Source organism: Streptomyces sp. NPDC005374 (assembly GCF_042872225.1).
GTDB lineage: Bacteria > Actinomycetota > Actinomycetes > Streptomycetales > Streptomycetaceae > Streptomyces.
In genome coordinates this window covers 200027-216529 of record NZ_JBIAKA010000006.1, presented here as the reverse complement: position 1 = coordinate 216529, position 16503 = coordinate 200027, and the positions used below count along the sequence as shown (strand labels likewise).

The window sequence follows — 16503 nt, the reverse complement described above, 5'->3', positions numbered from 1 at the left end:
CTCGATCCACCACATGCACTCGACGTCGGAAGTTCTCCGCTTTTCGCAGCCGTTTACGATGGGCGCGGCTCGCCACGGCCGCACCACGGCTGCAGTGATCCGGCAATGCACCGGCCGACGCACCGCCGGGAGGATCTGACGTGGGAGACGGCCATGACGAGCAGCGGTTCCGGAGCCGGACTCCTTGACAGGCGGGACGAGCGGCGGGCCCTCGACGACCTGCTGGCGGGCGCCAGGGACGGGCGCAGCGGGGTCCTGGTCCTGAGGGGTGAGGCGGGGATCGGGAAGACCGAGCTGCTGACGTACCTGCGGGGGCGCGCCACCGGATTCCGTACCGTCATTGCCGTCGGCGTGCAGTCCGAGATGGAGCTCTCCTACGCCGGCCTGCACCAGCTCTGCGCGCCACTGCTCTCGGGACTCGACAACCTGCCGGAGCCTCAACGCGACGCCTTGCGCACGGCGTTCGGGCTGCACGTCGGGGCCGCGCCCGACCGGTTCCTGGTGGGCTTGGCCACGCTGAGTCTCCTCTCCGAGGCCGGCGGGAGCGAGCCCCTGGTCTGCGTCGTCGACGACGCGCAGTGGCTGGACAGGGTCTCGGCACAGACCCTGGAGTTCGTCGCCCGCAGACTGCTCGCGGAATCGGTCGTGCTCGCCGTCGCCGTGCGCGAGCCGACCACCGGTGAGATGTTCACCGGCCTTCCCGAGATGCCCGTGGGCGGGCTGTTCGAGGACGACTCCCGGACACTCCTGGCCTCCGTCGTCACCGGACCGCTCGACCGCCGAGTGCGTGACCGCATCGTCGCGGAGACCCGCGGCAATCCACTTGCCCTACTCGAACTGCCGCATGTTCTCACCGCGTTGGACCCGGCCGGGGGCTCCGGGCGCCCCAGCGCGGGGCCGGTGTCGAACCGGCTCGAGCAGGACTTCCTCCGCCGTGTCCAGGCGCTGCCGGCCCAGACCCAACGCCTGCTGTGCATCGCCGCCGCCGAGCCGGTCGGCGACGCGACCCTGCTCAGGCGTGCGGCCGAGCAGCTGGGAATCGCCGTGGACGCGGCCGCGGCGGACGCCGAGGCGTCGGGAATGATCACCCTCGGTGCCTGGGCGCGCTTCCGGCACCCGCTGGTGCGTTCCGCGGCCTATCGAGCGGCGAGTCCGAACGACCTGCGCGAGGTGCACAGAGCCCTGGCGGACGTGACCGACGCCCGGCTCGACCCGGACCGTCGGGCGTGGCATCTGGCGCGTGCGACGGTGGGACCCGACGAGGCTGTGGCCGCCGAGCTGGAGCGTTCCGCGGAGCGGGCGCAGGCACGCGGCGGAGTCGCCGCGGCGGCGGCCTTCCTCGACTGGTCCGCCCAGCTGACGCCCGACCCCACGCGCCGTGGAGACAGGGCGCTGGCGGCGGCACACGCCAAATACCAGGCCGGTGCTTTCGACGCGGCGCGGGAACTGGCGGGCGCGGCCGAACTGGGCCCCCTCGACGACCTCGGAGCCGCTCGGTCGACCCTGCTGCGCGGTCGGATCATGACCGCCTCCCACAGCGCCGGTGCCGGCCTGCCGCTGCTGCTCGAAGCGGCCAGACGACTCGAGCCGCTCGACGCCGGGCTCGCCCGTGAGACATACCGGGACGCGATCTACGCGGCCCTCACCGCCGGTCGCCTGCCGAACGGCGAGGGGATCCTCGAAGTGGCCCGGGCCATTCTCGCGACGCCCACGCCCGCCGAACCGACACGCGACGATCTCCTTCTGGACGGCCAGGCGCTGCTGACCACAGAGGGCTACGCAGCGGGCACGCCGATGCTGCACCAGGCTCTGGCCGCGTTCCGCGATGGCGGGATCTCTCCCACGGAGGGGCTCGGCTGGCTCCCCCTCGCGTGCCGCCTCGCCCACAGCACCTGGGACTTCGAGAGCTGGTCCGTCCTCTCGGCACGCCTGGTAGACCTCGCACGCGGGACGGGGGCCCTGTCGGTGCTGCCGTCGGCGCTCCTGCTCCGTCTGTCCAACCGGGTCTTCGCCGGTGATCTCGCCGGAGCCGGCTCCCTGGTCGCGGAGGCGACGGCGATCGGCGAGGCGACCGGCAGCAGTTTCTTCGCGCACTACAGCGCGCTGGTGGTCGAGCCCTGGAAGGGCAGGGAGGCCGCGACCCAGCAGGCGATCGCAGCGGTCACCCAGGATCTCCTCCTGCGCGGGGAAGGCAAGGTGGAGACCGCCACGCAGTGGGCCGCGGCGGTGCTCTACAACGGCCTCGGCAGGTACGCGGAGGCGTATACGGCCGCTCTGCGGGGCTGCGAGAACCCGCAGGAACTCGGCCTGTCCCTCCAGTCCACGGTCGAACTGGTCGAGGCTTCCGTACGACTGGGCAGACCCGGGGACGCGGCCGCGGCGGTGCGCAGAATCACCGACATGGCGCAGGCCGCCGGTACCGAGTGGGCTCTCGGCACCGCGGCCGGCGTCCGTGCTCTGGTGAGTGAGGGGCAGGTCCCCGATGCCCTGTACCGAGAGGCGATCGAGCGGCTCGGTGCCGCGGGCGTGCGGATGGACCTCGCCCGGACCCACCTGCTGTACGGGGAATGGCTGCGCCGCGAGAACCGCCGAGCCGACGCCCGCGCCCAACTGGGCATCGCGCACGACATGCTCGGTCACATCGGAGCCGGGGCCTTCGCCGAGCGGGCGCGCCGCGAACTCCGGGCGACGGGAGCGAGGGTCCGCAAGCATCCCGCTGCGGCGCATGTGACCCTCACCCCTCAGGAGGAGCAGATCGCCCGCCTGGTCCGGGACGGTCTCACGAATTCCGAGGTCGGCGCCCAGTTGTTCATCAGCCCCCACACGGTGGAATGGCATCTGCGCAAGGTGTTCTCGAAGCTCGGCATCACCTCCCGCAAGGAGATCCGCACGATACGGCTCGCAGGCGAGGCGGCATCGGCCTAGGCATGGTCGTCGGCGTGACCCTTGTGCAGCGCCTGGTACTCCTGCAGGGTCGGCTTGATGATCTGTGTGCCTTCTCCGTAAAGGATCCGGCTGACCCGGGAACGCAGCCGCTGTGAAAGGCCGACACCGGGACCGATCGGACTGTACTGCTCGTGTTGGGTGAGGACGTGGAGTTGCTCAGGGCGCAGCGGCTCGTGCACCTCGACGAATTCGCCGTCCGGCATGCGCTTGATGATGCCGGTCTCACGTCCGTGCAACACTTTGCCGCGGTCGCCGCGTTGCAGGCCGAGTGCCATTCGTTTGGTCAGCACATAGGTCGCGACAGGCACCACGAGGAGTCCGATTCGGACCGCCCACGTCACGGACTCGACCGGAACATGGAAACGGATCGCGATGATGTCGTTCGCGGCCCCGATCAGGGAGACCAGATAGAAACTGAGCCATGCGACACCAAGTGCCGTTCGGACGGGCCGGTTACGTGGCCGGTCCAGAAGACTGTGCGCGCGGGTGTCACCGGTCGCCCAGGTCTCGATGAACGGATACACGCCCAGGGCGAGGAAGAGGCCGACCCCCACCGACAACGGAATCAGGTTGTCGAGCGCCAGGGTATGACCCCAGAAGTCGACTTCCCAGCCCGGCATCACCCGAAGCAGGCCGTCCGCCACGCCCATGTACCAGTCGGGCTGCGACCCGGCAGAAACCTGGTCGGCACGGTAAGGCCCGTACTGCCAGACGGGGTTGATCTGTGCGATCGCGGCCATGACGAAGACGGCACCGCTCACCAGCAGGAAATACCCGGAGGACTTGACGACGCGTACCTTGGCCGGCACGCCCACGACATTGCTGTCGGTACGTCCACGCCCGGGGTACTGGGTGTGCCTGTGGTAGAGCATCAGGGCCAGATGGGCGGTCAGCAGTCCCACCATGAGGCCGGGGATGATCAGCACATGGATGGTGTTGAAGCGGGCCACCAGATCGTTGCCGGGGAACTCGCCTCCGAACAGGAACATCGACAGGTACGTCCCGACGATCGGAACGGACAGGATCGTTCCGTTCACCACGGCGAGGCCGGTTCCGGAAAGCAGGTCGTCCGGGAGGTCGTATCCCGTCAGCCCGCCGAACATGGCGAGGACCAACAACAGGAAGCCGATCAGCCAGGTGAGTTCGCGGGGTTTGCGGAAGGCGCCCGTGAAGAACACCCGCATCATGTGGGCGAGTATCGCGGCGACGAAGACCAGTGCCGCCCAGTGATGGGCCTGCCGGATCAGCAGACCGCCGCGGACGTCGAAGGATATGTGCATGGTCGAGTCGAAGGCCTCCGACACCATCTGACCGCGTAGCGGTGCGTAACTCCCGTTGTACTGCACCTCCTTCATCGACGGATGGAAGTAGAAGGTCAGATACACGCCCGTGACGATGAGAACGACGAGACTGTAGAGGCAGATTTCCCCCAGCAGGAAGGACCAGTGGTCCGGAAACGCCCGTCGTGCTCTTCCTCTGACCGGTCGGCGGACGCCCACTCTCCCGTCGGCCCATTCGGCGACTCTTTCTCCCTTGTTCATTGCACGGCCACCCGGGTCTCGATTCCTCGCATGGCCCGGCGCTCGATTTCCGTTGTTCCGCCCCAGATGCCGTCCACGAGCCCCACCTGTACGGCCCAGTCGAGGCACTGCTCCGCGACGGGACAACCGCCGCAGACGGCCTTCGCCTCGTCGATCTGCCGAAGGGTGGGACCGCTGTTGGACACGGGGAAGAAAAGCTCGGGATCTACGCGCAGACACGCTGCCCGTTCACGCCATTCCACGGCATGGTCACCTCGTTCGGCAGTCAAGGGAGAAAGTGCAGTCTTGTCCTGTAAGACCGGGCAGCCGCCGTATGTGTGACACGCGGCCGCGACGAGCCCGTGTCACACCATCCGGCAGTTCCCGGTCTTACGTGGTGAGCCGACGCCCCTGCCGCGTGCGGGGCAGTGCGAGCGAGAGCGAGGATGCCCTGTGGACCAGAGCGACGCGGTGCCGATCGACGAGCTGTGGGAGGAACGCCGGTTCCTGCTCGATGTCGCCCACTGGATGCTGGGTGACTTGGGCGCGGCGGAGAGCGTCGTCGACGAGGCGTATCACCGGTGGTACGGGCTGTCCGACGCTGCGCGTGGGCAGGTCGGCGTCCCCCGGTCCTGGCTGGCGAAGACCGTGGGCGGGATCTGCCTGGACTGCCTCGCACGGGCCGGCCGGGACACGGCAGGTCACGAGGAGGGGCATGGGGCACAGCCGTCGGCGGTGGAGGAGGAGGCCGACCGGGTCGTGCTGAACGCCCTGGAGTCCCTGTCCACCGCCGAGCGCGCCGCGTTCGTGTTCCGTGCCTTCGGGATGGCCCCGGCCACGGTCGCCGGCATCGTGGGCCGTCCGGAGCCGGAACTCGCCGAACTCGCCGCACGGACCAGGCAGTGGCTGTGTCTGCGCCGCACCCGGGCCACGACACCGCAGCAGCACGACGCCGTAGCGCACGCAGTGCGCCGGGCATGCGTCACCGAGGACGGGGAACTGCTCACGTCGTTGCTGTGCCCGGACGCGACGGCGTTCTTCGACGGGGGCGGCAAGGTACGGGCGTTGACCGGGCCGGTCCACGGCTGTCGGCCGGTCGCCGACAGCCTCCTGACGCTCCTGGCCCGAAGCCCGCACACCACCCTGACCCCCCATTCCGTCAACGGCCGGACCGGCCTCGTCGCCCACTACGACCGCCAGGTCGCCGCCGTCATCAGCCTCGACGTCTCGGACGACCGTGTGGCCCAGGTCTGGGTCATGCTCAACCCCGACAAACTGCGGTCCTGGAACCACCGCCCTACGTGGGACCAGGGGTGAGCGCGGCGCGGGAACGGGAATCCAGGAAGGCGGCGATCTTGCTCGGTGTGAACACCCACAGCACCTGGTGAACGCCGTGCTTCGAGGCGGCCGCGGTCATGAAGGCGACCGTACGGCCGTCCCGGCGGACCAGCACGCCCGTAGCCCCGTTGGCGTCGACCAGCTCGGGCACCGCCTCCCGCCACAACTGCCGATAGGCCGCGAGCCGGGCCACCCGGGCACGGCCCAGCACAGGCACCCGGGCACAGCCCCGCATGCCGTTGCCGTCGGAGAGGCTGACGACATCGGGCGCGAGCAGGGCTTCCAGTGACGCGACGTCTCCTGTTCTGGCCGCTGAGACGAAGGTGCTGAGGAGAAGGCGGTGCTCAGCCGCGTCCACGGTCTCCCGCCGTTCGTCCAGCAGATGCCGACGAGCGCGGCTGACGATCTTCCGCACATTGACGAGGCTGACGTCGAGCATGTCGGCGATCTCGGTGTAGGCGTAGTCGAACGCCTCGCGCAGTACATAGGCGGCGCGCTCGACGGGAGTCAGCTTCTCCAACACCAGCAGCAGGGCCAACTCCACCGTCTCCACGTGCTCGGCACCGATCGCGGGGTCCGCGCTGGTGTCGACGGGTTCCGGCAGCCACGGTCCGATGTACGTCTCCCGACGCACGCGTGCCGACTGAGCGACGTTGATGGCCAGGCGGGTCGTCGCGCTCGACAGGAAAGCCGCAGGACTCACCACCACCGAGCGGTCGGTCTTCTGCCAGCGCAGCCATACCTCCTGGACCACGTCCTCGGCCTCGACCGTGGAGCCGAGTATGCGGTAGGCGATCCCGAAGAGGCGCCTGCGGTGGTGCAGGAAGACGGCGACAGCGTCCTCGAGGTCGTCGGGTGAGGTGGTGGGAAACGGTTCGACATACATGATCCATTGGCCTCCGTTGCTACGGTTCATCCGCTGCATGGACCGTGATCGACCCGCGCTTGTGACAGAAATGGACGATGTGTTTCACGGACCTGCGAAATGCCACTGTTCGAGACACTGAGATGCTCTGTCTGACACGCCAAGCGCTGCATAGGATGTCGGCAAGGGTTGAGGAGGGAAGTACCGATGGTCTCCGCGAGCCGTACGGCACACAGCATCGAGGTCACCGCCGAGGGCCTTCAGGAGGAACTGACCCGGCTGCAGTTCCACAAGCAGGCGCTGGAAAGGGAGTTGGCGGCGGTCGTCGCACATCTCGGCTCGGTACAGAGGGCCCTCGGGGCTCTCGAGAGCGCGCTGGGCACGCCGGCTCCGGATCCCGCTCCTCAGATGGACACCGACGCGGACAAGCAGTACGGAAAGCTCACCGAGCAGATCCTGGCGTACTTCGCCGAGGCCGGTGACGTCGAGGTACGGGCCCGTGACGTCGCGGCGGCGCTCGGCCGTGACGCCGACAGCGGAAGCATCAACGCGGTCCGCAGCACACTCGACCGCCTCGTCGCCTCCTCCCGCGTCCGGCGTGCCGGCAGGGGGCTGTACCGCACCGGGCGTTCCTAGGACAGCCCCGGCCCTGGGCGGTCACCGGGACGAGCCGAGGATCACCACGACGCACGCGGTCATCGCCAGGGTGATCAGCGCCATCCCGGTGAGTGTTCCCCGCAGCCAGTGCCGGATCCTGACGTGGTGCCGCGCCTCCAGCGCGTCCGTGCGCTCGGCGATGTGATCCGTCACCATGTGCGCGACATGTTTCTGCTCGTCGACGTACCACTGCGCGATGTCCTGCTTCTGCTCGGGGGTGAGCCCCTCCACGCGTGCGGTGAAGTCCGCGACGCGGCGGAGTGCCGCTCCGCTGTGAGCCTCCCGGTACAGGAAGCCCTCGATGTCGGGCAGGCCCCGTGCGGCCTCCTCGCGTGCGGCCACGGCGTACCCCCGATGGAAACGAGAACCCCACATGGTCATGGTGTGCTGCCTTCCTTCGCACGGCCGGCGCTCGGGTTCTGCGTCACCTCACCCGTGACGAAGGCGTCCCGCGGGTGCTGGACGGAGGCGAGGGACACGAGATCCCGGCCTGTCAGGGCGGCGGTGAGCCAGACGGCCAGAACGCGGATCTTGCGTTCCCAGCTGGGCACCGCGAGCACGTGGTAGCCCCGGTGCATCAGCCACGCCGGGAACCCCTTGATGACGATGCCCTTGTACTGGAAGATCCCCCGCCCCAGCCCCAGCGTCGCCACCACACCCAGGCTGCCGTGGCGGTAGTTCCGCACGCGCCGCCCGCGCAGGTCGGCCACCAGGTTCTTGGCGAGACGTCTGCCCTGCCGCACGGCGTGCTGGGCGTTCGGCACCGTGCGCGCGCCCGGCACCGGCGAGGCCAGGTCGGGGACGGACGCGTCGTCGCCGGCGGCCCACACGTCCGGTACGGGTTCGGCGTCGGTGCCCACGCGCAGATCGGCGCGGGCCAGCAGCAGACCGCGCTCGTCGAGCGGCAGGTCCGTGTGGTTGTGCACGACGGGGTTCGCGGCGTTGCCGGCCGCCCAGACGATCAGCTCGGAGTCGTACTCCGTTCCGTCGGAGAGGACGACGTGACCGTCCTCGGCGGACAGCAGTTGCGTGTTCAGATGGACGTGTCCGCCGCGGCGTTCCAGGTGGCGCACCACCCAGGCACCCGGCCTGTCGCTCACCTCTGGCAGGATGCGGCCCCGGGCCTCGACCAGGTGGAAGGACAGGTCGCCGACGGTCAGTTCCGGATACGACCTGAGCATCGCGGCCGCCAGCGACAGCAGTTCACCGAAGCCCTCGACGCCTGAGAACCCGCCTCCCACGAACGTGACGGTGAGCAGCTTTCGCCGCTCGGGGCCGACCGGCAGCGACGCGGCCTGGTCGAACGCGGTCAACAGCCGGTCACGGATGGCCACGGCCTCTTCCACGTGCTTGAGGCCGATGGCCTGTTGCGCGAGTCCGGGAATGGGGAAGGTGCGGGTCACCGCGCCCGCCGTGACGACGAGGACGTCGTAGTGGAGCGCGTAGGCGTCGCCGTGTACCGGGCGGACGGTCACCGTACGGTCCGCGTTGCTGATCCCGGTCACGGTGCCCGAGATCAGCCGGGTGCCACGCAGGTGCCGCCGCAGCGACACGACGGCGTGACGTGCCTCCACCGAACCGGCCGCCACCTCGGGAAGGAAGGGCTGGTAGGTCATGTACGGGCGCGGGTCGACGACCGTGACCCGAGCCTCGCCCGGACGCAGCTTCTTCTGCAGGCCCCAGGCGGTGTAGAAGCCCGCGTAGCCGCCGCCGACGATCAGAATCTCTCGCATGACTGCCTCTGCTTGTTGTCCGTCACCATGTAGACCGCGCAGGCCGGGCCGATGTGACATGCATCGGTGACTCAGGCCGGAGCGGTGGGCATCTGCTCGGCGTTCGCGCCGGTGTCCGTCCCGCTTGCGGCCGCGGCGTTCACCGCTTTGTGGATCTCGACGGTGAGCGTGTGGACGAGTTCCGTGAGGTGCGTGTTGTGACGCAGTTCGAGCTCCTGCGCCTCGTAGTCGTGGTCGGCCTTCTTACGGGTGAACTCGGCCTGCCGGTTCTGGCCGATCATCACGAACGTGGACAGGAAGATGGCTTCGAGCGAGACGATCAGCGTGAGCGTCGGCCACGGGCTCTTCTCCGTCCCCACCATCCATGCCGCGAACACGACCACGTGGATGTAGACGAACCACATCGATCCGGCGAACCGCGTGATCCAGTCGGCGATCCGCAACTGGACGTCCTCGGCGCGCTCCTTCTGTACCTCGAGATAGGCGGGGTGCCTGTGCGCCGAGGGCGGGGTCCGCGACGTCGTACGGCACCGGCCCATCCGGACCGGACGGCCCCTATCGGAGCGACTCACCGGGACCGCCCAGGAGTTGGTGGACAGCTCCGTCCATGTCCAGGTGGCACTCCTCGGTACCAGGGGGCACCAACGCGAAGGTTCGGCGCAGGAAGCTCCCCAGTGCTCGCGCCGGGGCGGTCACGACGACGGCCCTCTCCTCCGGACACGGGCACAGCGCGATGTGCACCCTGTCCGACCGCGGGTCCCGGCAGGGCCAGATCTGGACGTCGCCGACGCCGGTGAGCTTCTCCAGCCCGTCCAGGAGGAGTTCACGGCCGACCACCCAACGCACGGTCGTGTCGGTGTACATGTGGAACGTCAGGGACACCGCGTAGGGATCTGCTCGGTCGTAGGACAGGTCAAGCATCACGGGCCGGTCCACTCCCTCGGCGACGATCAGGCGGACCAGCATCCGGCACACCACCGGAGTGCAACTGTCGGTTTCTCTCATCACATCACCGCTCGTAAATCGCTGGGATCAAGGGGGATCGAAGAACACACGGTGTGCTGCGCCTCGCGTCCACTCGTGTGATTCAGTGACATCACGATTCTGCGCGGCCCCCGTGGGTCGGCACCATCAGTCAAATGACCCGGGAGTCGCCGCGCAGTCACGTGACTGATGTTTGGCCTCTCCGGCCGGTGCACGGTGAGCTCAAGCCCCCCGCCGTGAGGTGGGAAGGACGAGCGCAAACGTACGGAGTACCCATGTCACTCGGCTCGCGCGTCGAACGGTCGCCCCGGACTCCTTCCGCAGACACCGGTCAGCCCCTTGAGGTGGTGGGGCGTGTGCGGCAACTCCGGGAGATCACGGCGCTGTTCGGGCAGGGCTCGGCCGCGGGCCGTGCCCTGCTGCTGTCCGGAGAGCCGGGTGTGGGCAAGAGCGTGCTGCTCGGTGAGGTCGCCAGGGTCATGTCCGAGGAGGGTGCCCGGGTTCTCCGGGCCGCCGGTGTCCGGTCCGAGGCCGAACTCGCCTACGCCGGTCTTCACCAGTTGCTGTTGCCGCTGAACGATCGGATCGAGCGCCTGGCGGACCCACACAGGAGGGTGCTGCGCAGTGCGCTCGGCTACGGGGGCGATCCGGTGTCCGACGGGCATCACGTCGCCGACTCGGTGATCTTTCTGCTGCACCGGACGGCAACCGAACGGCCCGTGTTCATCGCCGTGGACGACCTCGCCGGTTTCGACCGGGCCAGTTCGGTGGTGCTGGGCTTCGTCGCCCGTCGGTCGGCGGGCAGCCGTATCGGATTCCTCGCCGCCTGCAGATCGGGAACCGAGACCTCCTTCGACCGAGCCGGGCTCACCGAGTACGAGGTGCCACCGCTGGATCGCGATGCGGCGGCAGAACTGCTCAGGGGCCGTTTTCCGGGGCTGGCCGAACCGGTGCGGGAGCGTGTCCTGGAACAGGCGCAGGGCAACCCGCTGGCGCTCGTTGAGTTGCCCGCCGCGATGAGCGGCCCCCAACGCGACGCGCTCACCGATCTGCACGACGTATTGCCCCTCTCCCCGCGTCCTCGGAGCCGCCATGCGTCGCGCGTGGCCCTTCTGCCGGCCGAATCGCGCCGGCTCCTGTTGCTCCTCGCCCTCGACGGCACCGGAGACCCGGGCGTCCTCCATGCCGGACCGGACGGCCCGAAGGTGCTCGCGGCGCTGTCAGCGGTGGAATCGGACCGTCTGATCGCCTATGACGGGACGAACCGCCGGATCGTCTTCCGGCATCCGCTGACGAGGGCCGCGGTCGTCGAGACCAGCACCCTGAGCGAGCGCTGCCAGGCCCATCGCGTGCTCGCCGATATCCGCGCGGCGGTTCCCGAGCGTCGGGCCTGGCATCTGGGCCGGGCAACCCTGGTCCCCGAGGAGCGTGTCGCCGCCCTGCTGGAGGAGGCCGGGCACCGCGCCGCCCGGCGAGGCGACGCCACGGCAGCGGTCGGCACCTTCACCAGGGCCGCCGAACTGAGCCCGCGTCCCGCGGACCGCGCACGCCGACTGACCCGGGCCGCCCATCTGTGCGCCGACGCGACCGGTGAGCTGCGTGCGGCCTCGGAGCTTGTCGACCGCGCGCGGTGCGCGGATCCGGACGTCACCCGGTCGCCGCTGACCGCCGCGACGGCGGCACTCCTCCTGCTCAACGGCGGTGACGGCGACCTCGACATGGTTCACCGCCTCCTGGTGGAGGCCGTCGAGACCGGCAGCCACGGACATGGCGCCCAGGACGACGCCCTCATCGAGGCGCTGCACATGCTGCGGCTGGTGTGCTGGGCCGGTGGCCGGGATGCCTTGTGGAAGCCTTTCCACGCGGTCCTCGGCCGGTTGAAGCCGGCGGCACCGCCGCAGATGGCCACCGTTCACCCCGACCGGCTCACGGAACCCCGGGAGGCATCCTGGGACATGGTCCGCCGAGGACGCCGGGGCGGCCACGTACGCCGGCACATCGACGCGCTCATGCAGCTGTGCCTACAGGACTTCCCAGCAGGCCGGTGGGAGGAGGCCGGAATGCTGGCCGCCGAGGGTCTGCATATATGTGAGGAGCGCCAATACCCCTTCTTCTCCTGGTGTTTCACGTACCACCAGGCCCTGCTCGACGCCGTCCGCGGGCACTTCGAAGAGAGCCGGAGCGCGGCCGACCGGATCACGCAGTGGGCCGTGCCTCGGGGCGTTCTGGCGGCGGCGGCCTACGCCGACCATGCAAGGGTCCTCGTCGAGCTCGGTGCTGGCGACTACGAACGCGCATACCGCCACGCCGTGGCGATCAGCCCCGCGGGCCGACTCGAGTCCCACGCCCCATGCGCACTGTGGGTCTGCATGGACCTGGTGGAAGCGGCGGTGCACACCCGGCGCACCGCAGAGGCGAGGGCACACGTGCGTGCGTTGCGGGAGGCCGGGGTCGCTGCCCTCTCTCCGCGGCTTGCGCTGCTGGTGGCCGGCTCGGCCGCGCTGGTCGCACCCGATGACAGCGTGGTCGGGTGTTTCGAGCAGGCGCTGGCGGTCCCCGGAGCGCAGGACTGGCCCTTCGATCTGGCGCGGATCCGGCTGGCCTACGGGGAGCGCCTGAGGCGCATGCGCTTCGTGACGGAGGCCCGAGCCCAACTGGACGCGGCGGCCGAGGTGTTCGAGCACCTGGGCGCCCGGCCGTGGGCCGACCGGGCCACGGGAGAACTCCGTGCCACCTACCGGTCCCGGAGCGGAGCGAAGAACGGTTCCGTGACCCTCACTCCACAAGAGCAGGAGATCGCCGCGCTCGCGGCCGCCGGACTGACCAACAAGCAGATCGGAGAACGTCTCCACCTTTCGCCCCGAACCGTCGGTTCGCACCTCTACCAGCTGTTCCCGAAGCTCGGCATCGCCTCACGCGCGGCGCTCAGGGACGCGCTCGCGTCTCTTCCCGGGGGGTGAGGGCCTGTGCGGTGAGGGCCTCGCCGAGGGTCACCCGCGAGGTGATGCCGAGCTTCGGGAAGATCCGGTGCAGGTGGGCCGCCACGGTTCGGTGGGAGAGGAACAGGCGTTCCCCGATCTGCTTGTTGGTCAGTCCGGCGGCCGCGAGCGAGGCGATCTGGAGTTCCTGCTCCGTGAGAGGGCTCGTCACCGGATTCCGGTGGACCCCCCGAGTGGCGGTACGACCGGTGGCCCGCAGCTCTTCGGCCGCCCGTGCGACCCAGGGAGTGGCCCCCAGACGGCGGAAGGTCTGCAAGGCGGCGGCGAGATGCGTTCCGGCTTCCTTCGCGGCCCGCGCGCGACGCAGGTGCTGCCCGTAGGCCAGCCGGACTCGCGCCAGGTCGAATGGCCAGCGCTCGGCACCGGGAACGGCGAGCGCTTCCTCGAAGGCTTCGGCGGCCCGGTCCTCGGGGGCCGCCATCGCGGCCGAACCCGCGGTGACCAGTGCCAGCCGGCCGGAGATGGCGGGCAGGCCCGTCTGGCGCATCACGGCGACATGGGCGAGTGCCTCGGCTCGGCGTCCGCTGCGGACAGCGGCTTCCACGAGGTCCATGGGAACCCACAAGGCCAGCGGGGCATGCGCGGCCAGCTCTCCCGAAGGGCTGATCGCTGTCGCTTCGAGGTAGGCCTCCTCGTGGTCACCGCGTCCCAGGGCGGCCAGGGCCGTCATGTGACGCGCGAAGTGCTCGACGGTCCGGGCTCCGCGGGGCACCGCCCACTCCGTGATCTCCTGTGCCAGGCCCCGTACCGTGCCGTCGTCGTCGCCGCGCGCCGCGGCCAGCAGGCCCAGGGCCCGATGGAACTGCTGGGCCGGCATCTGGTAGCCGTGGGCCTCGCACAGCGCCAGCCCCTCCTCGGCGAGACGGCCGCACTCGTCCCACCGTCCCGTCATGAAGTCGTCCAGGCACAGCACCACCAGCGCCATGAGAGCGGAGGCGACCGCGCCGCCTTCGCGACCGTTCTCGACGACGTGCCAGAGCGCCGCACGGCACCCCGTCGCCCGGTCCACGAACAGTGCCGCCATCGCGACCCGTTCGATCCGGCTCGGGTCCGTCTCCCGATGCAGGTCGTGGATCACCGCGTCGAGCAGGCCGAGGGCGGACGCGGAGGAGCGTGCCGGATCGGAGTAGACATCACCGAGCAGTTCCTGCAGGGGAGGCATCGGCACGGACAGGTGTGACATGGCGGCGTGATACGCGTTCCAGAGCTCGGGTCTGCCCGCGCACAAACAGACCCTGCGCAGGGTGCACAGCGCCTCGAAGAGCGCCTCGTCGTCGCCGTCGGACCGGGATTCGCGGGTGGTGATCGCACCGACGAGCAGCCGGTGCGCGGTGTTGACGTCACCGTCGCGGTTGAGCAGCACCTGGGAGGCGGCCGCCGCCGCGCGCAACGACCCCCGCAACTCGGGGTCGGCGCGTCGGGCCTCCACGAGCAGTTCGGCCGCAGTGCGCAGTTCGCCGGCGACGTCCGCGCCCACGAAGGCGGCTTCGGCCAGCCGTCTGCCGCGGTCCGCGGGACCGGGCGTGAGGTCCGCGGCCCGTACCAGCGCGTTGAACGCGCCGACGGCGTCGCCGCGCCTGCGGACCTGGTGGGCGGTGTGCTCCAGAAGCGCTGCGACCTGCTCGTCCGGATCGGGCGTGGCCTCGGCGAGGTGCCAGGCTCGGCGATCGGGTTGTCCGGTCAGCGCCTCGGCCAGAGCGCGGTGGGCGTCCAGCCGCTGACCGCTGGTCGAGCCCGACACGACGGTCGCGCGGATCAGCGGATGGTGGAAGGACAGCCGCCCGGGTCCTCGGTGCTCGATCCGCAGCAGCTGAGCCCGCTCCGCGGGGGCGAGAAGGGACAGCACGTCCTGGCCGGCGGCGGCCCGCAGCACCGACAGATCGCCGCCGCCCTCCAGCGCGGCCAGAAGCAGCAGTCGGCGGGTGGGGGCAGGCATCTCCGCGACCCTGGAGGCATACAGGTCCTGCAGCCGACGGCTGAGCGGGAGCACCTCGGACAGCACCACTCCCGAGGTGCCTCGCGCGTCGCCGAGCGCGGCCGGCAGTTCCAGCAGTGCCAGCGGATTGCCCCGGGCTTGCGCGAGGACCCGCCGCAGCTCCCGCCCGGCTAGCAGCGGGAAGCGGGTGCCGACCAGGCCAGCGGCCGCTCTTTCGTCCAGCGGGGGCACGATGAGCTCGGGAAGTCCGGCGCGTTCGAAGAAACTCTCGAACCCTGGACGGCAGGCGGCGAGAAGGCCCACTCGACTCCCGACCAGCCGCCGCGCCACGAACGCCAGCGCGGCGGCGCTGGCCCGGTCGACCCACTGCAGGTCGTCGATGACCAACAGGACCGGACGGCTGCTCGCCGCCCGCTGGAGCAGCGCCAGGACGGCCCCGTAGAGGACCAGCCGATCCACCGGGGCACCGTCACCTCCGCCCAGCGCCACTGACAGTGCCTCGCGGTGCACCGGGTCGAGACCGCCGTACCCGTGCAGCAGGGGTTCGAGTACGTGGTTCAGCCCGGCGAAGCTCAGATCCGCGAGGAACTCGACCCCGTCGGAGCGCAGGACCAGCGCACCGGCCGCAGTCGCCGCCGTCGCTGCGGCATCCAGCAGCACGGACTTGCCGACGCCCGGCTCCCCGGTCAGCACCAGCACCCCACCGCGCCCGAGCACCTGGTCGACGTACGACCGAAGCAGCTCCAGTTCCCGGTCGCGTCCTACCAGCACCTCGGTCGTGCATGGCATCGACCCGTTTTCGGCCACGGTGGCCCCCTTCGAGAACTGGTGCGGCGGACTCCTCGTCTCCGGGCGGTGGTTCAGTCGGCCGAGGGCCGGGGAGCGCGCAGGTGGGACCGCTTCTCCAGCTCCTCCTCGTCGACCAGCGTGAGCATCGGCCGGCCGGGCGCGCACAGCATGATGACCACGTACTTGGCCGGTGTGTCCGACAGGGCGTTGCCGTTCTGGTAATGGATCACGTCACCGCCGGGCTCCCAGAACGTCTCACCGGCCTTGATCACCCGCTCGGGCTCGCCTTCGAGTTCCCACCGGACGGCGCCTTCGGTGACGTAGCCGAAACACGGCCCCGAGTGCCGGTGCGGTGGCGTGCCGGGGTGTCCCGGAGGCCACTCGACCACCACGGTCATCGCCGAGGCTCCCTCCGGTACGAAGGGCGGCTTGATGTCCGCCAGCATCCTGGGCCCGGTCCCGTCCTGGCCCCCGTGCTCGTCGACCCCGCTCATTGCTTCGTTGTCCAACACCGTGTCACGCCTCCATCCGATCGGACTTGCTTCCCTAGCAAGACAAGGCGAGGGGCGCGTGTGTGACACAACGAGCGGCAACAGCCGATCGCAGTCGAATGACTCATGCGACTCGCCACCGGATTGCGGAAGCTGAGCCAGTAGCCGGACCGACGGCGAAACCATCGCCTTCACACGGCATCGCAACGTGAGGAAACACACCATGTCTCTCGCTTTCGTCAGCC

General features: G+C 69.9%; 13 protein-coding genes. 4 read left to right on the top strand and 9 right to left on the bottom strand.

The window, feature by feature from the left end:
* The first annotated feature begins 153 nt into the window (after window positions 1–153).
* Window positions 154–2925 (top strand): AAA family ATPase, encoded by a 2772-nt coding sequence (locus ACFYRX_RS17235; protein ID WP_389100326.1) that lies wholly within the window; start codon window positions 154–156, stop codon window positions 2923–2925.
* Here the strand turns inward: ACFYRX_RS17235 and ACFYRX_RS17230 are convergent.
* Together ACFYRX_RS17230 and ACFYRX_RS17225 are read right to left on the bottom strand one after the other, a co-directional pair.
* Window positions 2922–4487 carry a cytochrome bc complex cytochrome b subunit gene (locus ACFYRX_RS17230; RefSeq protein WP_389100835.1) on the bottom strand — a complete coding sequence of 522 codons (1566 nt, stop codon included), beginning with the start codon at window positions 4485–4487 and terminating at the stop codon, window positions 2922–2924. The genes ACFYRX_RS17235 and ACFYRX_RS17230 overlap by 4 nt on opposite strands.
* A complete protein-coding gene (locus tag ACFYRX_RS17225) occupies window positions 4484–4729 on the bottom strand; it encodes a WhiB family transcriptional regulator (RefSeq protein WP_389100833.1) in 246 nt (81 codons plus the stop codon). Before ACFYRX_RS17225 ends, ACFYRX_RS17230 begins: the two co-directional genes overlap by 4 nt.
* Before the next feature lie 190 nt (window positions 4730–4919).
* Between ACFYRX_RS17225 and ACFYRX_RS17220 the strand changes: the two genes are divergently transcribed.
* The gene (locus ACFYRX_RS17220) at window positions 4920–5783 is read left to right on the top strand and encodes an RNA polymerase subunit sigma (protein WP_389100324.1); all 864 of its coding nucleotides are present in this window, start codon (window positions 4920–4922) and stop codon (window positions 5781–5783) included.
* Here the strand turns inward: ACFYRX_RS17220 and ACFYRX_RS17215 are convergent.
* Window positions 5764–6690 (bottom strand): sigma-70 family RNA polymerase sigma factor, encoded by a 927-nt coding sequence (locus ACFYRX_RS17215; RefSeq protein ID WP_389100322.1) that lies wholly within the window; start codon window positions 6688–6690, stop codon window positions 5764–5766. The two genes, ACFYRX_RS17220 and ACFYRX_RS17215, sit on opposite strands and share 20 nt — an antisense overlap.
* 186 nt (window positions 6691–6876) lie before the next feature.
* Here ACFYRX_RS17215 and ACFYRX_RS17210 point away from each other — a divergent pair, with 186 nt between their 5' ends.
* Window positions 6877–7305, top strand: a complete 429-nt coding sequence (locus ACFYRX_RS17210; RefSeq protein WP_389100320.1) for a hypothetical protein — start codon at window positions 6877–6879, stop codon at window positions 7303–7305.
* A 21-nt stretch (window positions 7306–7326) separates the two neighbouring features.
* Here the strand turns inward: ACFYRX_RS17210 and ACFYRX_RS17205 are convergent, their stop codons facing one another.
* From ACFYRX_RS17205 to ACFYRX_RS17190, 4 genes are all read right to left on the bottom strand, one after another.
* On the bottom strand, window positions 7327–7707 hold the full coding sequence (locus ACFYRX_RS17205; protein WP_389100318.1) for a hypothetical protein: 381 nt from the start codon (window positions 7705–7707) through the stop codon (window positions 7327–7329).
* A complete protein-coding gene (locus ACFYRX_RS17200) occupies window positions 7704–9059 on the bottom strand; it encodes an NAD(P)/FAD-dependent oxidoreductase (RefSeq protein WP_389100316.1) in 1356 nt (451 codons plus the stop codon). Before ACFYRX_RS17200 ends, ACFYRX_RS17205 begins: the two co-directional genes overlap by 4 nt.
* Window positions 9060–9130: 71 nt before the next feature.
* Window positions 9131–9631 (bottom strand): DUF1003 domain-containing protein, encoded by a 501-nt coding sequence (locus ACFYRX_RS17195; protein ID WP_389100314.1) that lies wholly within the window; start codon window positions 9629–9631, stop codon window positions 9131–9133.
* Complete coding sequence (locus ACFYRX_RS17190; protein ID WP_389100312.1) at window positions 9615–10064, bottom strand: SsgA family sporulation/cell division regulator; 450 nt, start codon at window positions 10062–10064, stop codon at window positions 9615–9617. The genes ACFYRX_RS17195 and ACFYRX_RS17190 overlap by 17 nt, the downstream gene beginning before the upstream one ends.
* Window positions 10065–10318: 254 nt before the next feature.
* Here ACFYRX_RS17190 and ACFYRX_RS17185 point away from each other — a divergent pair, with 254 nt between their 5' ends.
* Complete coding sequence (locus tag ACFYRX_RS17185) at window positions 10319–13003, top strand: AAA family ATPase (RefSeq protein WP_389100310.1); 2685 nt, start codon at window positions 10319–10321, stop codon at window positions 13001–13003.
* Here ACFYRX_RS17185 and ACFYRX_RS17180 read toward each other — a convergent pair.
* On the bottom strand, window positions 12969–15785 hold the full coding sequence (locus tag ACFYRX_RS17180; protein WP_389100308.1) for an AAA family ATPase: 2817 nt from the start codon (window positions 15783–15785) through the stop codon (window positions 12969–12971). The two genes, ACFYRX_RS17185 and ACFYRX_RS17180, sit on opposite strands and share 35 nt — an antisense overlap.
* Window positions 15786–15838: 53 nt before the next feature.
* Window positions 15839–16261: a cupin domain-containing protein gene (locus ACFYRX_RS17175; protein ID WP_389100306.1), complete on the bottom strand. Its 423-nt coding sequence runs from the start codon at window positions 16259–16261 to the stop codon at window positions 15839–15841.
* Between the last annotated feature and the right edge of the window lie 242 nt (window positions 16262–16503).

Coding starts and splice junctions, on each gene's coding strand:
- ACFYRX_RS17235 (WP_389100326.1), top strand. CDS start 154: ATGACGAGCAGCGGTTCCGGAGCCGGACTCCTTGACAGGCGGGACGAG.
- ACFYRX_RS17230 (WP_389100835.1), bottom strand. CDS start 4,487: ATGAACAAGGGAGAAAGAGTCGCCGAATGGGCCGACGGGAGAGTGGGC.
- ACFYRX_RS17215 (WP_389100322.1), bottom strand. CDS start 6,690: ATGTATGTCGAACCGTTTCCCACCACCTCACCCGACGACCTCGAGGAC.
- ACFYRX_RS17210 (WP_389100320.1), top strand. CDS start 6,877: ATGGTCTCCGCGAGCCGTACGGCACACAGCATCGAGGTCACCGCCGAG.
- ACFYRX_RS17205 (WP_389100318.1), bottom strand. CDS start 7,707: ATGACCATGTGGGGTTCTCGTTTCCATCGGGGGTACGCCGTGGCCGCA.
- ACFYRX_RS17200 (WP_389100316.1), bottom strand. CDS start 9,059: ATGCGAGAGATTCTGATCGTCGGCGGCGGCTACGCGGGCTTCTACACC.
- ACFYRX_RS17190 (WP_389100312.1), bottom strand. CDS start 10,064: ATGAGAGAAACCGACAGTTGCACTCCGGTGGTGTGCCGGATGCTGGTC.
- ACFYRX_RS17185 (WP_389100310.1), top strand. CDS start 10,319: ATGTCACTCGGCTCGCGCGTCGAACGGTCGCCCCGGACTCCTTCCGCA.
- ACFYRX_RS17175 (WP_389100306.1), bottom strand. CDS start 16,261: ATGAGCGGGGTCGACGAGCACGGGGGCCAGGACGGGACCGGGCCCAGG.